Origin of the sequence: Providencia alcalifaciens (assembly GCF_915403165.1) — a bacterium.
In the GTDB taxonomy this organism is placed as follows: domain Bacteria; phylum Pseudomonadota; class Gammaproteobacteria; order Enterobacterales; family Enterobacteriaceae; genus Providencia; species Providencia alcalifaciens_C.
In genome coordinates, this window is the sequence record NZ_OU659204.1 from 1944493 (window position 1) to 1959721 (window position 15229).

12 protein-coding genes are annotated in these 15229 nt (G+C 43.5%); 6 read left to right on the forward strand and 6 right to left on the reverse strand.

From position 1 onward, the window contains the following. Positions 1–32: 32 nt before the first annotated feature. Positions 33–1190: an iron-containing alcohol dehydrogenase gene (locus LDO73_RS08960; RefSeq protein ID WP_224061096.1), complete on the reverse strand. Its 1158-nt coding sequence runs from the start codon at positions 1188–1190 to the stop codon at positions 33–35. Positions 1191–1476: 286 nt separating this feature from the next. Here LDO73_RS08960 and LDO73_RS08965 point away from each other — a divergent pair, with 286 nt between their 5' ends. The 3 genes from LDO73_RS08965 to LDO73_RS08975 all read left to right on the forward strand — a co-directional run bounded on the left by LDO73_RS08965 (position 1477) and on the right by LDO73_RS08975 (position 4430). Continuing rightward, positions 1477–2742: a M24 family metallopeptidase gene (locus LDO73_RS08965; RefSeq protein ID WP_224061097.1), complete on the forward strand. Its 1266-nt coding sequence runs from the start codon at positions 1477–1479 to the stop codon at positions 2740–2742. A 37-nt stretch (positions 2743–2779) separates the two neighbouring features. Further along, the gene (locus LDO73_RS08970; protein WP_224061098.1) at positions 2780–3442 is read left to right on the forward strand and encodes a CerR family C-terminal domain-containing protein; all 663 of its coding nucleotides are present in this window, start codon (positions 2780–2782) and stop codon (positions 3440–3442) included. A gap of 103 nt (positions 3443–3545) precedes the next feature. Then, positions 3546–4430, forward strand: coding sequence for a 4Fe-4S binding protein (locus LDO73_RS08975; protein ID WP_224061099.1), 885 nt, complete (start codon positions 3546–3548; stop codon positions 4428–4430). 64 nt (positions 4431–4494) lie between these two features. Here the strand turns inward: LDO73_RS08975 and LDO73_RS08980 are convergent, their stop codons facing one another. Then, a complete protein-coding gene (locus LDO73_RS08980) occupies positions 4495–5388 on the reverse strand; it encodes an alpha/beta fold hydrolase (RefSeq protein WP_224061100.1) in 894 nt (297 codons plus the stop codon). A 136-nt stretch (positions 5389–5524) separates the two neighbouring features. Beyond that, on the reverse strand, positions 5525–6712 hold the full coding sequence (locus tag LDO73_RS08985; RefSeq protein ID WP_224061101.1) for an MFS transporter: 1188 nt from the start codon (positions 6710–6712) through the stop codon (positions 5525–5527). 93 nt (positions 6713–6805) lie between these two features. On the opposite strand from LDO73_RS08985, the gene LDO73_RS08990 reads away from it, so the two are divergent. Further along, the gene (locus LDO73_RS08990) at positions 6806–7732 is read left to right on the forward strand and encodes a LysR family transcriptional regulator (protein WP_224061102.1); all 927 of its coding nucleotides are present in this window, start codon (positions 6806–6808) and stop codon (positions 7730–7732) included. On the opposite strand, the gene LDO73_RS08995 is transcribed toward LDO73_RS08990, so the two are convergent. The 3 genes from LDO73_RS08995 to LDO73_RS09005 form a co-directional block, all read right to left on the reverse strand. Continuing rightward, on the reverse strand, positions 7729–8358 hold the full coding sequence (locus tag LDO73_RS08995) for a helix-turn-helix transcriptional regulator (RefSeq protein ID WP_224061103.1): 630 nt from the start codon (positions 8356–8358) through the stop codon (positions 7729–7731). The two genes, LDO73_RS08990 and LDO73_RS08995, sit on opposite strands and share 4 nt — an antisense overlap. 85 nt (positions 8359–8443) lie before the next feature. Beyond that, positions 8444–9412, reverse strand: coding sequence for a threo-3-hydroxy-L-aspartate ammonia-lyase (locus LDO73_RS09000; protein WP_224061104.1), 969 nt, complete (start codon positions 9410–9412; stop codon positions 8444–8446). A gap of 44 nt (positions 9413–9456) precedes the next feature. Then, positions 9457–9888: a RidA family protein gene (locus LDO73_RS09005; RefSeq protein WP_224061105.1), complete on the reverse strand. Its 432-nt coding sequence runs from the start codon at positions 9886–9888 to the stop codon at positions 9457–9459. A 388-nt stretch (positions 9889–10276) separates the two neighbouring features. Between LDO73_RS09005 and LDO73_RS09010 the strand changes: the two genes are divergently transcribed. After that, on the forward strand, positions 10277–14011 hold the full coding sequence (locus tag LDO73_RS09010; protein WP_224061106.1) for a DUF4132 domain-containing protein: 3735 nt from the start codon (positions 10277–10279) through the stop codon (positions 14009–14011). Between the two features lie 37 nt (positions 14012–14048). Further along, positions 14049–15158, forward strand: a complete 1110-nt coding sequence (locus LDO73_RS09015) for an ATP-binding protein (RefSeq protein ID WP_224061107.1) — start codon at positions 14049–14051, stop codon at positions 15156–15158. The last annotated feature ends 71 nt before the right edge of the window (positions 15159–15229 follow it).

Genomic DNA, 15229 nt, shown 5'->3' on the forward strand with positions numbered 1-15229 from the left:
TGAACTTTCAACTTTTCAATAAAATACGGTCATTATAATGAAGCGAGATAAATTCGGCGGCTCACTTCAGGGGTAATATCACGATGCTCTCCGAGTGTCACCATGCTATGCGCCACGAGACTCTCAACTAAAGGCTCCACGATATCTTGGTTAAGCTGATAATCTTTAAAGCGTGTTTTCACGTGCATTGCTTCGAAAAAGCCTCTTGTTAATTCAATGGCTTTGAGTGCTTTTTCTTTTTCGCTGCCTTCACGGATATCCCAAACACGTTCTGCATACTGCGCCATTTTTGCTTGTTTCTGAGGCAGTTTTTCTTCCATTAAGGAAGGTAGGATGATGGCTAAGGTTTGGGCATGATCTAAACCGTAGAGAACGGTGATTTCATGACCTAACATGTGGGTTGCCCAGTCTTGCGGTACGCCAACACCAATTAAACCATTTAACGCTAATGTTGCTGTCCACATTAAATTGGCTCGAACATCGTAGTTGGTTGGATTTGCTAAGGCTTTCGGACCAATATCGATCAAAGTTCTCAGTAGACCTTCAGCAAATGCATCTTGAACATTGGCATTTACAGGGTAGGTAAGGTACTGCTCGATAACATGTACAAACGCATCCACAACCCCATTACTGATTTGGCGAGGCGGTAGTGTGTAGGTTTTAACGGGGTCTAAAATAGAAAATTGCGGGAAAACTTTGTCACTCATAAAGGCTAATTTTGCATGTAACTCTTCACGGGTAATCACAGAGCCTTTGTTCATTTCAGAACCAGTGGCAGGGAGGGTCAACACCGTACCAAAAGGTAATGCGTGTGCAATAGTGGCACCGCCACTGGTTACCACTTCCCATTTATCCCCTGCGTAATTGACTGCCGCAGCGATAAATTTAGTACCATCAATGACGGATCCACCGCCAACGGCCAGTAAAAAATCATAACCTTCGTGTTCAATTTGTGCGACAGCTTTGATTAACGTTTCATAGCGAGGGTTAGCTTCAATCCCCCCAAAATAGCCAATCTGGCGATTTTTCAATGCGCTAGCAACTTCATCGAGGGTACCACTCTTGCGAGCACTTTCACCGCCAAATAGCACAAGGACTTTTGCATTCGCGGGAACCAATCGGTCCAATTCACTTATTTTACCTTCACCAAAAACAATGCGCGTTGGGTTGTAAAACTCAAAATTATTCATATACAAACCTTTGGTTAGGAATGGTCGGGGATGTCAGTTGGCATCGGTCAGGGTTAAAAATGTTGATATTACTCTAGTATACACTCGAAACTATTCAAGGGATGATCAAAAAGTTTGATTGGAGTTTGGTTTATTTATCGCTGTATTTTCAATTCGCTATCAGTTTTTTGGGCAAGTAATTTCCAAGCGATAGCACTTAATGCTTATGATTAATTTGACTTCAGTATCATTGCGATCAATATTTAATTCATTCGAATGAATTAAATATAATATAAACGAGGAAATTATGATGAATTCAATGATACCCACTGCATTTACCTTTAAAGAGCGCGATAGACGATGGAATTTGGCTCGCCAAATTATGAAAGAGCATGATCTCGAGGTTTTGATGGTGTATGGCGATAGGGAATCGGCTGCGCCCGCGCCATTTTGTATCGACCATTATTTTACTAATGACAGACTTGGCTCTGTGGTGCTATTCCACCAAGATAAAGCACCGATAGTGGTGACATTTGCGCCGATGATGGTGGCCGACCATATGCAAGCTTTTTTGCGTAATGATATGCAATGGATTTCACCGGAGCAGATTATGGTGGGAAAAACAGGGCGTAATATCGGCAATATTTTGATTCAGTTAGGGGTATCGTCGAATGCTCAGATAGGCGTAATTGGTCTTGAGCCATATCCGCCGTTCTATTTCGATGGTGCGATGCCGTTTAACACGTTATCCGGTATTAAAGAGCAGTTACCGAATGTGAGTTTTGTGCCTGTTTATAAAACCTTTTTCCAATTAGCTTCGGTCAAAAGTGATGAAGAAATCGCGCATATCAAACATGCAGCCATGATTGGTGAAGCAATGAGTGAAGCGATGCGCAAAACAGCTATCCCCGGAAATACCGAAGCGGATATTGCTGCTGCAGTGACCTCAACGTGTTTATCAATGGGGGGATTTACAGCGGAAATTTTGATGGGGTCAGGCCCTGAATATATTGGTTGGGGACAACCAGCATGGCAGTACCGCTCACAAAAACCACGGGAAATACAATATGGAGATATTGTATTAACTGAAATTTTTGCACTTTATGGGATGTATGAAACCCAGCATCAAGCTGCGGTGGCTGTCGGGAAAATACACCCTAATATTGAGCGAGCCGCACAAGTTTCGAGAGAATGTTATGAAATAGGTGTAGAGAATCTCAAAGAAGGCATTACCTTTGGGGAGTTGGTGGACAAAATGGAACAACCATTATTAAAGGCAAAAGGTTGGCACGTTCATCCGCTTATTCATAGCATTAATCCTTATGGTCCAATTGGTTTTGGCACGGCTCCTGGAATTGAAGTATTACCATTAGCTCAAAAATATGGACATATAAGCCGACTGCCTAACCCTGGGCGTGAATTAGTCTTAAAAGCAGGTATGACATTTGCGTTTGAACCTAATTGTGCCTTTGATTATCATTTATGTAATTTAGGCGGTACCGTGATTGTGGGAAAAGACAAGGGGATAGAATTAAATAATAATTCGACGCATTTAATGCGTGCCGACGTATAATATTACTCATTTAATGTAATTAAGGTTTCAGCTGCATATGACAGAAATAAATAAAAACACACTCTCTTCGGAGCTGACGAAAGAAAAATTAATCAATGAAGGCATCAAACAGTTTGCTCTTTATGGCATTAATGGCGTGAGAACTCGTCAACTGGCTGAGAGTGCAGGAGTTAACCAATCTGCCATCCCTTATCATATGGGCGGAAAGATGGGTGTCTATGCAGCTGTTATCCATAAAATTGCGGCAGATCTTGCCAAAATGAGCAATGTGAGCGTATTTGATGTGCAGTTTGAGCAATTAAAAGCACAGGCAAGCCATGAGGTGGTAGAGGCTGAATCATTACTCCGGTTATTAATAAAAGGGCTGGGGTTGGCGTTACTGTCACCGGAACATGAATATTATTCCATATTAATCCTAAGAGAGCAGTTGGAGCCTACTGAAAACGCCGAGATTATTTTTAAAGAATTTATTGAGCCTTTTCATTCTCGCTTAACTTCACTTGTTCAATTTATTACGGATGAAGATCGGGCGACGGCGATTATTTCAGCACATGCTTTAATTGGGCAAGTTTTGGGATTTGTGATCGCGAAAAAATCACTATTAAAGCGCTTGAATCAAGAACATATTTCGGATGATTTTTTGGACAAAATCCTAGAGCAAGTGAGTGTATTGGCATGTAATGCCATCATATCGCGTTAATTTTTAATTTATGTCATGTTAATTTTAAACCGTTGCATTAAGATGATAGAAAGCTATTAAGCTTAATTATCAAAGGTAGACATCAAAGGTAAACGAATAGATTATGCGGCGGTTCATTCAATTAGATCTTCCTCCAGAACCTGTGATTAATGAAAAGTGTGTCCATAAGCGCTTAAAAAATAGTGTTTGTGACAACTGTGCGAGCAGTTGTCCAGTGGGCGCGATTTCTTTTGGTTTTATGGACGCGAAAATTGATAATGAGCTGTGTTACCAATGCGGTAACTGCCTGTTTACTTGTCCAGTCGATGCCATTGAAAATATACAACCTCATGAACGAACCTACCAAAATGGTTTTTTGGTTATCAGCCATGATGAACCACTCGCCAGCCCTGAAGAATTGATTGTTTGGCATCGCCAATATGCCATTCGAGGTATGCAAATTCCTGAACCGCTGGTGGACAAATGGTTACCCACTTTAGCCGCATTAAATCTAAAATTGGAAGCATTACAAGAGCCTATTTGGAGTTTGACCATCACCAAACCTGCGGAAGTGGACAGTGGGCGTCGTAGAATGCTTTTTCGTCAAAAATTAGACAGCCAGCCATTAGATAGTGGCAAGGTCAAAACGGGATTGAATGCCAGAAAACAGTTTTATCCCGAGGATAGCTGGTTCCATATTGCATTAGATACGGCGAGCTGTATTTTATGTGGCGCGTGCGCGAAAGTGTGCGATGAACAGGCGATTGAGCTCGAAGATCATCAATTTAGTTTAGATGATAAGCGTTGTACAGGCTGTATGAGTTGCCAAGTGGTCTGTTTCCCAAAATCAATTCAAGTTCATCCTCATGTGGCAAAAAATAGCGAATCACAGCATTTTCATTACTTCGATGGGACGTGCCAAAAGTGCCAATTGCCTTTTTCGGCATGGACTGCGAAGGAATCTCTGTGCCCAATTTGCGCACAACATAAACGGCAAGGCTGGTTATAGATACACGATTTAATGTATAAAATAAGCGCCTTTATTCAGGCGCTTATTTACAAACTTAACGTTATTAATTCACTTCATTCTCTCGCATATTCTCAATAATCATTTCAGCAATTTGAGGGTTTAATGCAGCTGGCGTATCGTGCCCCATACCTTCAATCACTTCTAATTTTGCCGTTTCAATATTATCAAAAATATCCTGACCTGAAGTTACAGGGAATAATGGGTCAATAGAACCGTGGATCACCAGCGTTGGGGCGGTGATGGCGCTGAGGAGAGGCCTCAAATCGCCCGTTACCGCAACGGCGGCTAACTGACGTTTAGTGCCTTCAGGAGAGTAATTACGTTGGAATGCTTGTGCAATATAGTCACGGCAATTTTCTTCATCGAACGGTACGCATGTTGAGCCAATGCGGCGGTAAAATGCGAGTTGCCCAGCAACGTAGCCTTCAAAATCCTGTTTAGGATCCACGCCAGAAGACATTAGCATTTTCATGACGTCCGGCTCGCTTTGCGGCAATTGTGGGTTGCCAGTTGATGACATAATTGGGCAGAGTGAAAGAATACGGTTCGGAACTTTTGATGCAACCACTTGCGCTATCATTCCTCCCATCGAACGCCCTACAATATGAGCTTTTTCAATGGATAAGCTATCTAGCAAGGCGATAATATCATTTGCCATTTCAAATAGAGTGTAGGGAACATCGACATGTTCGCCGTTTTGTAAGCGCTCAGCTAATTCTTGGATGTTCAGTGGCGGGTAATTATCTAAATGTGGCGATAAGCCAGCATCACGGTTATCGGGACGGATAATATAAAAGCCTGCATTGGCAATTTGTTGGCAAAACTCTGATGTCCAACTGATGTTATGTCCACCTAACCCTGCAATAAGTACGACAGCAGGGTGTTCAGGCTGACCAAAGGTATCGTAATACAGTGTTAATGGTGCTGTTTTTGTCATTTTATTTCCCTATTTTTGGTGATAGCTATTTATGCAATAACTCGGCAAGAAAGGCTAGCGCTAAAAAAAGCAATCGTTACTAATTTAAACGCCATTTACTTTAGTTATTAATAAGAAATCGACTTTGTTAGAGAACTTAGCGAGCTTTTTTCTGGTAATCATTGATCCCTAACAGAGCAAGCGCAGTAACAAATGAAAATACCGCGATATGTAAATTGCCAATTAATCCATACAGTGATACGAAAATACCACCAAGGGCAGAGCCTAAGGCGATTCCGCCATTAAAAAAAGCAATATACAGGGAGCTTGTGGCTTCAATATTGTGGGCGCTATAGCGCATTATCCAAGTCATTAATGTGACGGATACGCCACCGTAAGCGACTCCCCAAAGCACCACAGTGGACAATGCCATCGATACGCTCAGCGGAAAGAATATATATGCGCCTAAACTTAAGATCAGACCACTGGCTATCATCACGACTGCAAAATTTAGGTATTTGTTGGCGGTGAGTCCAAACAGAAAGTTGCCTACGATACCAGCCAACCCGTAAATTAGTAATAACCCTCCTAAAAGATTGAATGAAATCAAACCATTACTGGATAGCAGCGCACGAATATAGGTAAACGCCATAAAATGCCCGGATACAATAAGCAGCGTTATCAGCAGCCCATTCATAATGATGGGACGCTTAATTTCGGTGATAAAGGTTTTGAATGTGGGAGATGTTGTCGCGGGAAGTGAGGGTAATTGCATGAGCAAAGAGAAGAAAAGTAGTAATGAAATAAAGGACATTGCTGCAAATGCTGCACGCCAGCCTAACCATTCGCCGATTAAAACGCCGAAAGGCACGCCCAGTACAGATGCTGCTGCCACGCCACCAAAAACTAACGAAGTCGCCAGCGCAACAGATGATGTTGCCACTAAGCGAGGAACTAATCCACCTGCTAATGCCCAAATAATGCCAATACAAACACCAACAAATAGGCGACTGGTTAAGAGTAACCAATAATACGGTGTTAAAGCCGCAACTAAGTTACAAAAGGTCAGTAAAAGTGCCCCAACCAATAATAGTGTTTTTCGGTCAATAGAACGTGTAAATAACACAATCAGTGACGAGCTAATTGCGGCTGTGATGGCAGGAAGTGTCATTAAGAAACCGGTGGTTGCTAAGGAAATAGAAAAATTCGCCGCAATCGGCGTTAAAAGCCCTACGGGGATCATCTCGGTTGTCACCACACTGAAGGTTGCCAGCATGAGCGTCAGGATGGCTCCCCATCGTTGTTGAAAAGTTGCATTAGCTTCAATCGTTATTGTGTTCATCATATAAAATTCCAAATAATTTCAAGCGTGAATTGATCTTATCTGGGACATTATTGATAATAAATATCACTATTGTAGCTTCATTGAGGACAAATCGTGTCTAATTCGGCATCATTACTGATGGATAACTTGTTCGACTTGAAAGTCTTCGTGGATGTGGTTGAAACGGGAAGCTTCACGCATTCAGCGGAAAGACTGGGTATTTCGCGTTCAGCCGTTGGGAAATGTGTCGCGCGATTAGAAAACCGATTACAAATTCGCTTATTGCATCGCACAACGCGAAGTCTTCGCTTAAGTGACGAAGGGCAAACGGTGTATGAAGGAGCGCTCAAAATTTTACGCGAAGTCGCCAATATTGAAAACGAATTGAGTCAGGGACAACAGCAACCAAAAGGGTTATTGCGTATTACGGTTCCGGTCATATTTGGACGCTTGTACATCATGCCTATTGTCAAAGAATATGCACAGCGCTGGCCTGATGTAGAGGTAGATGTTCATTTCTCGGATGACTATAGCGATATTGTAGGGGAAGGGTTTGATCTTGCCATTCGTATTGGTGGAAATGATGATAACCGGCTGATCCGCAAAGTCTTAGCACCACATCGACTTGTCACTTGTGCATCTCCCGCCTATTTACAACAATATGGCACCCCGCAGAGTATTCCAGCGTTAGCGATGCACCAAAAACTGGTGTTTAAACATCGAGGAAGTGTGGTTCCATGGCAATTTCATACTCCGCAAGGAAAGCAATTATTGCCTGTATCAGGGCGTCTAACGTTGAATGACACCCAAGCAATTCTAGATACCAGTATTGAAGGCGAGGGTATTTGCCAGTTAGGGGCTTTCTTAATGGGAACAGCTATCCAACAAGGACGACTGATCCCGATATTGAGTGAATTTTCTCGCCAAGAATCATCGATTTGCGCTTTATATCCCACAAAACGTTATTTACCGCTTAAAGTCAGCTACTTCCTAACGTTGATCGATGAATGCTGGCAAGGAAAAGCGATTTGGGATTTTTAGCTGTCTTTCTTGGCATATAAATAGACAGAGGCTCGGGAAACCCCAAGGTGCTGCGCAATGGTATCCATGGATTTTTTAATATCAAGAAGACCTTCTTTGCGTAACATTTCGATTAAGGCAACGCGGTCATCCGCTTTCAAAGTACGGGGAGTGGCGGCAATGGAAGCGGCATATTGATCGATGCGAGTACGAATAGCTTCGCTGCCATTGGGTTCTAGATGCTCTTTGATGGGGCTGCATCCTACTTCCGTAAATTGTGACAGCATGCTTTGCATGCTGCGAAATTGGGTCATATCTAAGTTGAGGCACAATGCGGCAACGTATTGCCCAGTTTCATCTTTGATGCCGATTGATGTGCTCTTGGCTGGGCGTCCATCTGGAAATTGATTAGCATAATTGGCGATGATATTGGGGAAATCGGCGGATTCAATACGGGCTAGACCCAACTCGGTTGTCGGTTGGCCTTCTTTGCGCCCAGAGAGGTTGTTATGAATCGAAATAATCGAATGTTCTGGTTTTTTTAGATCATGGACAACCACTTCACAGAAAGGGGCAAAGGTTTCACTTAGCCCTTGTGCTATGGCTTCAATTTGTGCCAATAAACTGTTTTCTTGTGGTTTCGCCATAACTCTACCCCTTCATCTATTTTGGATATCTCTTTAAATATTAAACTATTTTTTTAAATTCTAATAGAGAAGGGGCATAAATTGCTTAAGCTAACATTAATTCTGCGAAGCGTTTAATGTCCACATTTCCGCCGCTGATAATAATCCCAATGCGTTTGCCGCGCAGCTGTTCTTTCATTTTTAAGGCGGCGGCGAAAGAGAGGCAACCTGTCGGCTCCACAATCATTTTCATACGTTCAGCGTAGAACTTCATGCGATCGACTAATTGTGCATCTGTCACGGTTAAAATGTCATCCACATTTTGTGTGATCAGCTCAAATGTGTAGTTCCCCACATGTTGAGTTTGTGCGCCATCCGCGATAGTTTTTGGTGTATCAATGTGCACAATTTTTCCACTACGGAAAGATTGCTGCGCATCATTGCCAGCTTCAGGTTCAACGCCATACACTTTGCAATTTGGCGATAATGCCCGTGCTGCGAGTGCGCATCCAGAGAGCAATCCACCACCGCCTAAGCAAACAAAGAGGGCATCGAGCTCACCAACTTCTTCAAACAGCTCTTTGGCCGCAGTACCTTGACCCGCAATAATATCCACATGGTCGTAAGGTGGGATGATGGTTAATCCCTCTTTTTCAGCAAGGTTGCGACAAAGTTGCTCTCTGTCTTGGGTATAGCGGTCAAATCTAATCACTTTAGCGCCATAGCCTTGAGTGGCGGCAACTTTGACTTCTGGGGAATCAATTGGCATCAAAATGGTGGCTGGAATATTCAAAATTTGAGCCGCCAGCGCGATACCTTGAGCATGGTTTCCTGAAGAAAATGCGATAACCCCCGCTTGCTTTTGCTCAGGCGTGAGTTGTGAAAGGGCGTTTAAAGCTCCGCGAAATTTAAATGCCCCCATACGTTGGAAATTTTCACATTTAAAGAATAACTCAGCGCCAAACTCATTATTGACCGTCGTGGACGTCATCACTGGGGTTTTGTGAGCAATACCTGCAATGCGTTGTGCTGCGGCTTCGATATCTTGATAAGTCGGTAACGTTAATTCAGACATGATATACCCCATTATTAAATGACTTATTGGTAATAACTTGATTTTTATAACAACGAGTTTGCCACTACAGCAGTCGCTTCAATTTCGATCCCCGCACCAAAATGCAGTTCACTAACACCTGCAACAGCGCGTGCAGGACGAAACTCGCCAATCCAATTAGCATAAATTTGATTGAAAACCGGCCAATTGTCCATGTCAGCGATATACACCCGAACCTGAACCAACTGCTGCCGACCGACACCACTGGCAGATAAGCAAGCCTCTATATTTGCTAATACCCGTTCTGCTTGCTCGGCAAAGGGAGCGTCCGCATGGACATTTCCTTGGCTATCCGTGGGTAATTGCCCTGATACAAACACGAATCCATTCGCCGTGACTGTGTGTGAATAGTGCCCTCTTGGTGGAACCAATTGGGGAGCATTGGTGTAAATAATATTGCTGTAAACGATATTGGTAGAAACGGTATTTTGGTTCATTGACTTTCCTCATTCGGAAATTTAATTTATACAATTAGTCTAATATTGGATTATATGTTTAGTCAATGGCTTTTTTGCTGTTTAAATGAACTAAAAATTTTCGTCAAATTGCCGATGATATCTGAGCAGATCAGTCTAAAAATGGGAAAATTTGTTATAGACGGCATTTTGCTCACGACTTCATACATTGCTGGCCAATCTTCCATAATAGGCAGGATTTGACGCAAGAATTGGGAAAATAGCGGGGGAATATTTAAATTATTGGTATTTAATTCCAGATGAATAATTAAGCAGTAAAGTTAAATAATCAGGAATAAGAATAATCAAATTGAGATGAATAACTAAAAATGATAAGAAGTTGTTATATAACTACATTTAGGAAATTAACATGGCTAAAATTACCTTTGACCTTCTGGCTATTTATGGCGAAAAAGGGGAAACCGCAGGATTACAATATTTACAAGAATCTCTACTTCCTTTCGCCACATTTGAAGAAAGCTTACCCAAATCGCTCTTTGAATATGTGATGGAGGGTAAATCCCCTGAAATCCTTATGAAACTGGGGCAGTTGGACAAAGAAAAAGCCACAATCTTATTAGACAAACCGGGAACGGTGGATTGGTGGTGGGGAAGCCACAGTTTTGATGCCGGCTCATATAGCAAAGTGATCCGCCAAGGTAAAAATGCTCGCCATAAACTGTATTCCAAAGTGGGTGATGATATTACGCCCGCGCAGATCGCGCGTTTTGCCAAAGTGGTCGCTGCTGCCTGCCAAGAGGTGAATATCAAAATTCTGACGCCAGAATTGCCTTCTTGGATGCTGTATTTACTGTGTGATGTGTTTGTAACCACCTTTGAAAATTCACGTAATGCTAAATATGAACACCGCAAACATTGGAGCTTCGAGCTACTAAGTCAGTTAGTGGAAAATGAAGCCGAACAACCGGGTAACACTTTGTTATACGGTATTTTTGATAGACAAAACCTGTCTGATTATCACTACGAAAATATGGTGTTATTGTTCGCTATTCCGGGTTTGAAAGAATACTTAATTACTGAGCAAGATTTTATTCGCCAAAGCCTGCTGAGCAATTTATCCGCCAGTGGTCAGACTCAATTGATTGACACATTGAAAAAAGACGAAACACTGTATAGCGTGTTTGCCGATGTTCTCGTGTTACTGGCAACCAGTTCACTGAAAACTGTGCGCTCAGCGGCTGAACCGGTGATGTCTATCCTGCCGGAAGAGGCGGTTAAAACCCATTTAACCAAAGTGTTGCTTGAAGGAACGCCAAAACAGCGTACGCAAGCGGCGGATCTGTTCGCTCGTATTGGTAAAGATAGAGATATTCTTGAAGCGGCATTGAAAGTGGAAACCAACAAAACTGTCCTCAAGAGCATTGAGAGTGCGATTTCTCGTTTTGATGTGATGGATTGTGCGAGTGAAGTGGAAGCGGTAGAAATTCCAGAGATTATCCCGATGGATGATATGCCATTGCCCGCAAGTGCAGTCGATATTTTGGTGTCTAACTTTCGTGAGATGCTGCAAAAAGCGAAAGAAAATGCTGAGCGTGAACTGGAAGAAAACAAACAAGAAAAGCATAAATACACATGGTCACAACGCTATTACAAAGAGTTCAGTCAGCACAGTGAAGATGAAAGTACAGGTATATTAGCTAAACTCAATACGGGTGTTGGGGTGATCACCGATCATGAATATAACATCCTCAAATATAAAGACCGTATTAATAATCTACCTGAATTCACGCTATTCCATGCGTTGCGTTTGTTGAGCCATAACCGTTCTGATGTTGAACATTTTTCTCACTATCAGCTCACTCGTGAAGTACCTGTTCGTATCCTGTCGCAGCTCGATTTACGTCAATTAGAAAAAGGGCTCGAGCAGTGCCATTTTAAAAATGCGAGTCGCTTAATTGCTGACTTATGCCTGCGTTCATACAGTGATGTATTAGGGTTATTTAGAGCGCCGGAACAAATTTGGCCGTTCTTTATGCAGTACCCGGATTTCTTAAGTGAAGCTTTTGGTCTTATCCCGCAGCACCAAGGGCATCGTTCTTACCAAGAATATGATGCGTCCAATGCGGTAGCGATTTTAGGTAAATACCCGACCATTCCTGCACGATTTATTCCTCGTATTATGGAGCTGGCATTGGGTGAAAACAAAACTCACCGCTTACGCGCTCAAAAACTACTGGAAACCTTACCGAATATTCATGTGAATGCGGCAGAAGGCCTTGATTCGGGCAAACAAGAGATCCGCGTCACGGCCATCGAATGGTTAGCTCGCTTGAAGCACCCAGATTCACTAAAACCGCTGTACGCGTTGCTGAAAAAAGAGAAGCGCGAAGTGGTAAGAGCTGCATTATTAACAGCATTAGAGCAATTTGGCGAAGATATTTCCGGTTACTTAGCACCGAAAGTTCTGCTGGCAGAAGCGCAAAAAGGCCTAAAAGCCAAAGCACCCGCGAGCATGGCATGGTTTGATCTGGATTCTCTTCCAGCCATGACTTGGCAAGATAATAAAACGGTGGATGCGGACATCATCCGCTGGTGGATCATTCTGGCAGTGAAGTTAAAAATGCCAGCAGGTAATGGATTATTACAGCGCTATATCAGCTTATTATCATTAGACAGCCAGCGTAAGTTAGGCAGCTTTATTCTCAACAGTTTTATTAGCCAAGATGTGGCGGGACCGTCACTGGAAGCGGCGATGGCGGAAGCACAAAGGGATGCGCCATCACGCTTGAAAAACTACCAAGATTGGCTAAAACGCTGGCCGGAATACTATGCCAAGTATGAAAACTTCACTCTTGAGCAGACCATCAACGAGATCAAAAACGAAGTATTAGGTCGTTATTTAGGCTCGGCTATCAGTGAAAAAGGGATGCTCGCGCTGATTTGTGGCGTAGAGGGGCATATTGCCGTCACCATGCTGCGTAACTATATGCGTGATCATTACCAGCGCCGCGCTCAAATTGAAGCGATGATTGATGCGATTGCTGTCAGCAACGATCCGCTGATCATCCAGCTATTATTATCGTTATCACGCCGTTATCGCACCGCATCGGTTCAAGAAAAAGCCCGCGGATTGGTGGCTGATATCGCGCAACGCAACGGTTGGAGCGCGGATGAATTGGCAGACAGAACCATTCCAACTGCGGGTATGGATGAATCAGGCACTTTAGTACTGGAATATGGCGATCGCACGTTTACGGCCAAGCTCGATGCCCAACAAAAATTGGTGCTGTTTAACCCAGAAGGCAAAGAGATCAAAGCACTACCAGCGGCACGTAAAACTGATAACGAAGAGCTAATTAAAGAGTCGAAAAAACTCCTGACATCCAGCAAAAAAGAGCTTAAGCAAGTTATTGAATTACAGACTGCGCGTTTGTATGAAGCGATGTGTGCAGAGCGTCTGTGGAGCACGGCAGATTGGCAGGAATACATTCAAAATCACCCAGTGATGCGTGGATTGATTGAACAACTGGTTTGGTTAGAAGTGAAAGATGACCAAGTGATCAACCAATTTCGCCCATCCGATGATGGTTGCTTATTGAATCTTGATGACGATGAAGTTGAATTAAGTGCTGATTCCAGCATCAAGCTCGCTCATGCGGCATTATTATCAGAAGCTGACCGTAAAGCGTGGATTGCCCACTTTAAAGATTACAAAGTCAAATTCCTCTTCTCGCAGATGGATCATGCCATTCCAGATCTGGCGTTAACGTTAAGCGAAATTGAAGATAGAAAAGGCTGGCTAACGGATACCTTCACCTTACGCGGCGTGTTAACCAAAATGGGTTATCAGCGCGGTCAAGCCGAAGACGGCGGAAGCTTCTGTCATTACTTCAAATATTTCTCCAGCCTAGATTGCTATGTGTATATGGAATTCAGTGGTAGCTATGTCCCGGAAGAGAATATCCCTGCGGTACTGTACTCCTTGAGTTTCGACCAAGCACAAAAAAGCTCGTGGGATAGAGGCTATGTGGAACTGAAAAACGTACCGCCGATCCTATTAGCAGAAAGCTATGCTGACTACCTGAAAGTCGCGGATGCCTGTAGCGGTTTTGACCCTGAATGGGAAAAGAAAACCCCTTGGTAATCATTGATTAATCGACGCATAAATTTAGGAAATTGACATGGCTAAGGCGAAAAAAGTAACAGAAGGCGTTCTGCGTGAAAGCGCAGAAGTGCGCTTTGCGGATGAATTAGAACGATTAACCCAAGCGGATAAAGACAACCCAAAACCTCAGGGATGGCTACGTTCCCCGCGGTCAGTGCGCCAATTTATTCTTGGGGATGAAGCGCTGCAAATTACCCCTAAATTTTTTGGTGACGATGCGTTGGTTGATCGCGCCATTGTCACCTTACTGGGTAAACAAGGGTTAATGCTGGTGGGGGAGCCGGGTACGGCGAAATCCATGCTGTCCGAGTTATTAGCGGCGGCAATTAGCGGCGACTCCGGTTTAACCATTCAAGGCACGGCGGGTACCACGGAAGATCATATTAAATATTCGTGGAACTACGCGTTGCTGCTGGCGGAAGGTCCAACCGAAAAAGCCTTAGTGAGTTCACCGCTCTACCAAGGAATGCAACAAGGCAAAATTGTGCGTTTTGAAGAGATCACTCGCTGCCCACCTGAAATTCAGGACGTATTGGTCAGCATGATGTCAGAAAAGCAAATGATGATCCCTGAGATGAAAGATAATGCGCGGATCAGCGCCAAATCAGGCTTTAACTTGATTGGTACTGCCAACTTACGTGACCGCGGTGTGCATGAAATGTCATCGGCACTTAAGCGTCGATTTAATTTCGAAACCGTCAAACCCATCCAAGATCCGGCGTTTGAAATTGAGCTAATCAACAAACAATTGACCGTTGAACTTGGCGAGCTAGACGGCAAAGTGACCGTCCCAACGGACGTGATCGAATTATTAGTCACGACGTTCCAAGAGTTACGTTCGGGTAATACCAAAGATGGCGGGAGTATCAAAACCCCTGATGCGGTGATGTCTACGGCGGAAGCGGTTAACATCGCCTATGCCTGTGCATTGGAAGCCCACTATTTGGGGGATGGCACGCTGAGCGCAGGGGCTGTCGCACGCCAGATGATTGGCGTGGTGCTCAAAGATAATGCGGATGATATCAAACGGATGCGTTATTACATTGATAACGTTGCCCGCGAACGTGCGAAACAGAGCGAAGCATGGAAAGCCTTTTTCGATGCATCCCGTGAATTCTGGCAATAATATCCGTCGTCGCAATAATATTCTTTGTCATAGTGTGGTGGTGAATGCATCACCACACTGTCCCTATGAGA

Coding starts and splice junctions, on each gene's coding strand:
- LDO73_RS08980 (WP_224061100.1), bottom strand. CDS start 5,388: ATGACAAAAACAGCACCATTAACACTGTATTACGATACCTTTGGTCAG.
- LDO73_RS08995 (WP_224061103.1), bottom strand. CDS start 8,358: ATGGCGAAACCACAAGAAAACAGTTTATTGGCACAAATTGAAGCCATA.
- LDO73_RS08975 (WP_224061099.1), top strand. CDS start 3,546: ATGCGGCGGTTCATTCAATTAGATCTTCCTCCAGAACCTGTGATTAAT.
- LDO73_RS09005 (WP_224061105.1), bottom strand. CDS start 9,888: ATGAACCAAAATACCGTTTCTACCAATATCGTTTACAGCAATATTATT.
- LDO73_RS08965 (WP_224061097.1), top strand. CDS start 1,477: ATGATGAATTCAATGATACCCACTGCATTTACCTTTAAAGAGCGCGAT.
- LDO73_RS08985 (WP_224061101.1), bottom strand. CDS start 6,712: ATGATGAACACAATAACGATTGAAGCTAATGCAACTTTTCAACAACGA.
- LDO73_RS08960 (WP_224061096.1), bottom strand. CDS start 1,190: ATGAATAATTTTGAGTTTTACAACCCAACGCGCATTGTTTTTGGTGAA.
- LDO73_RS09015 (WP_224061107.1), top strand. CDS start 14,049: ATGGCTAAGGCGAAAAAAGTAACAGAAGGCGTTCTGCGTGAAAGCGCA.
- LDO73_RS08970 (WP_224061098.1), top strand. CDS start 2,780: ATGACAGAAATAAATAAAAACACACTCTCTTCGGAGCTGACGAAAGAA.
- LDO73_RS09010 (WP_224061106.1), top strand. CDS start 10,277: ATGGCTAAAATTACCTTTGACCTTCTGGCTATTTATGGCGAAAAAGGG.
- LDO73_RS09000 (WP_224061104.1), bottom strand. CDS start 9,412: ATGTCTGAATTAACGTTACCGACTTATCAAGATATCGAAGCCGCAGCA.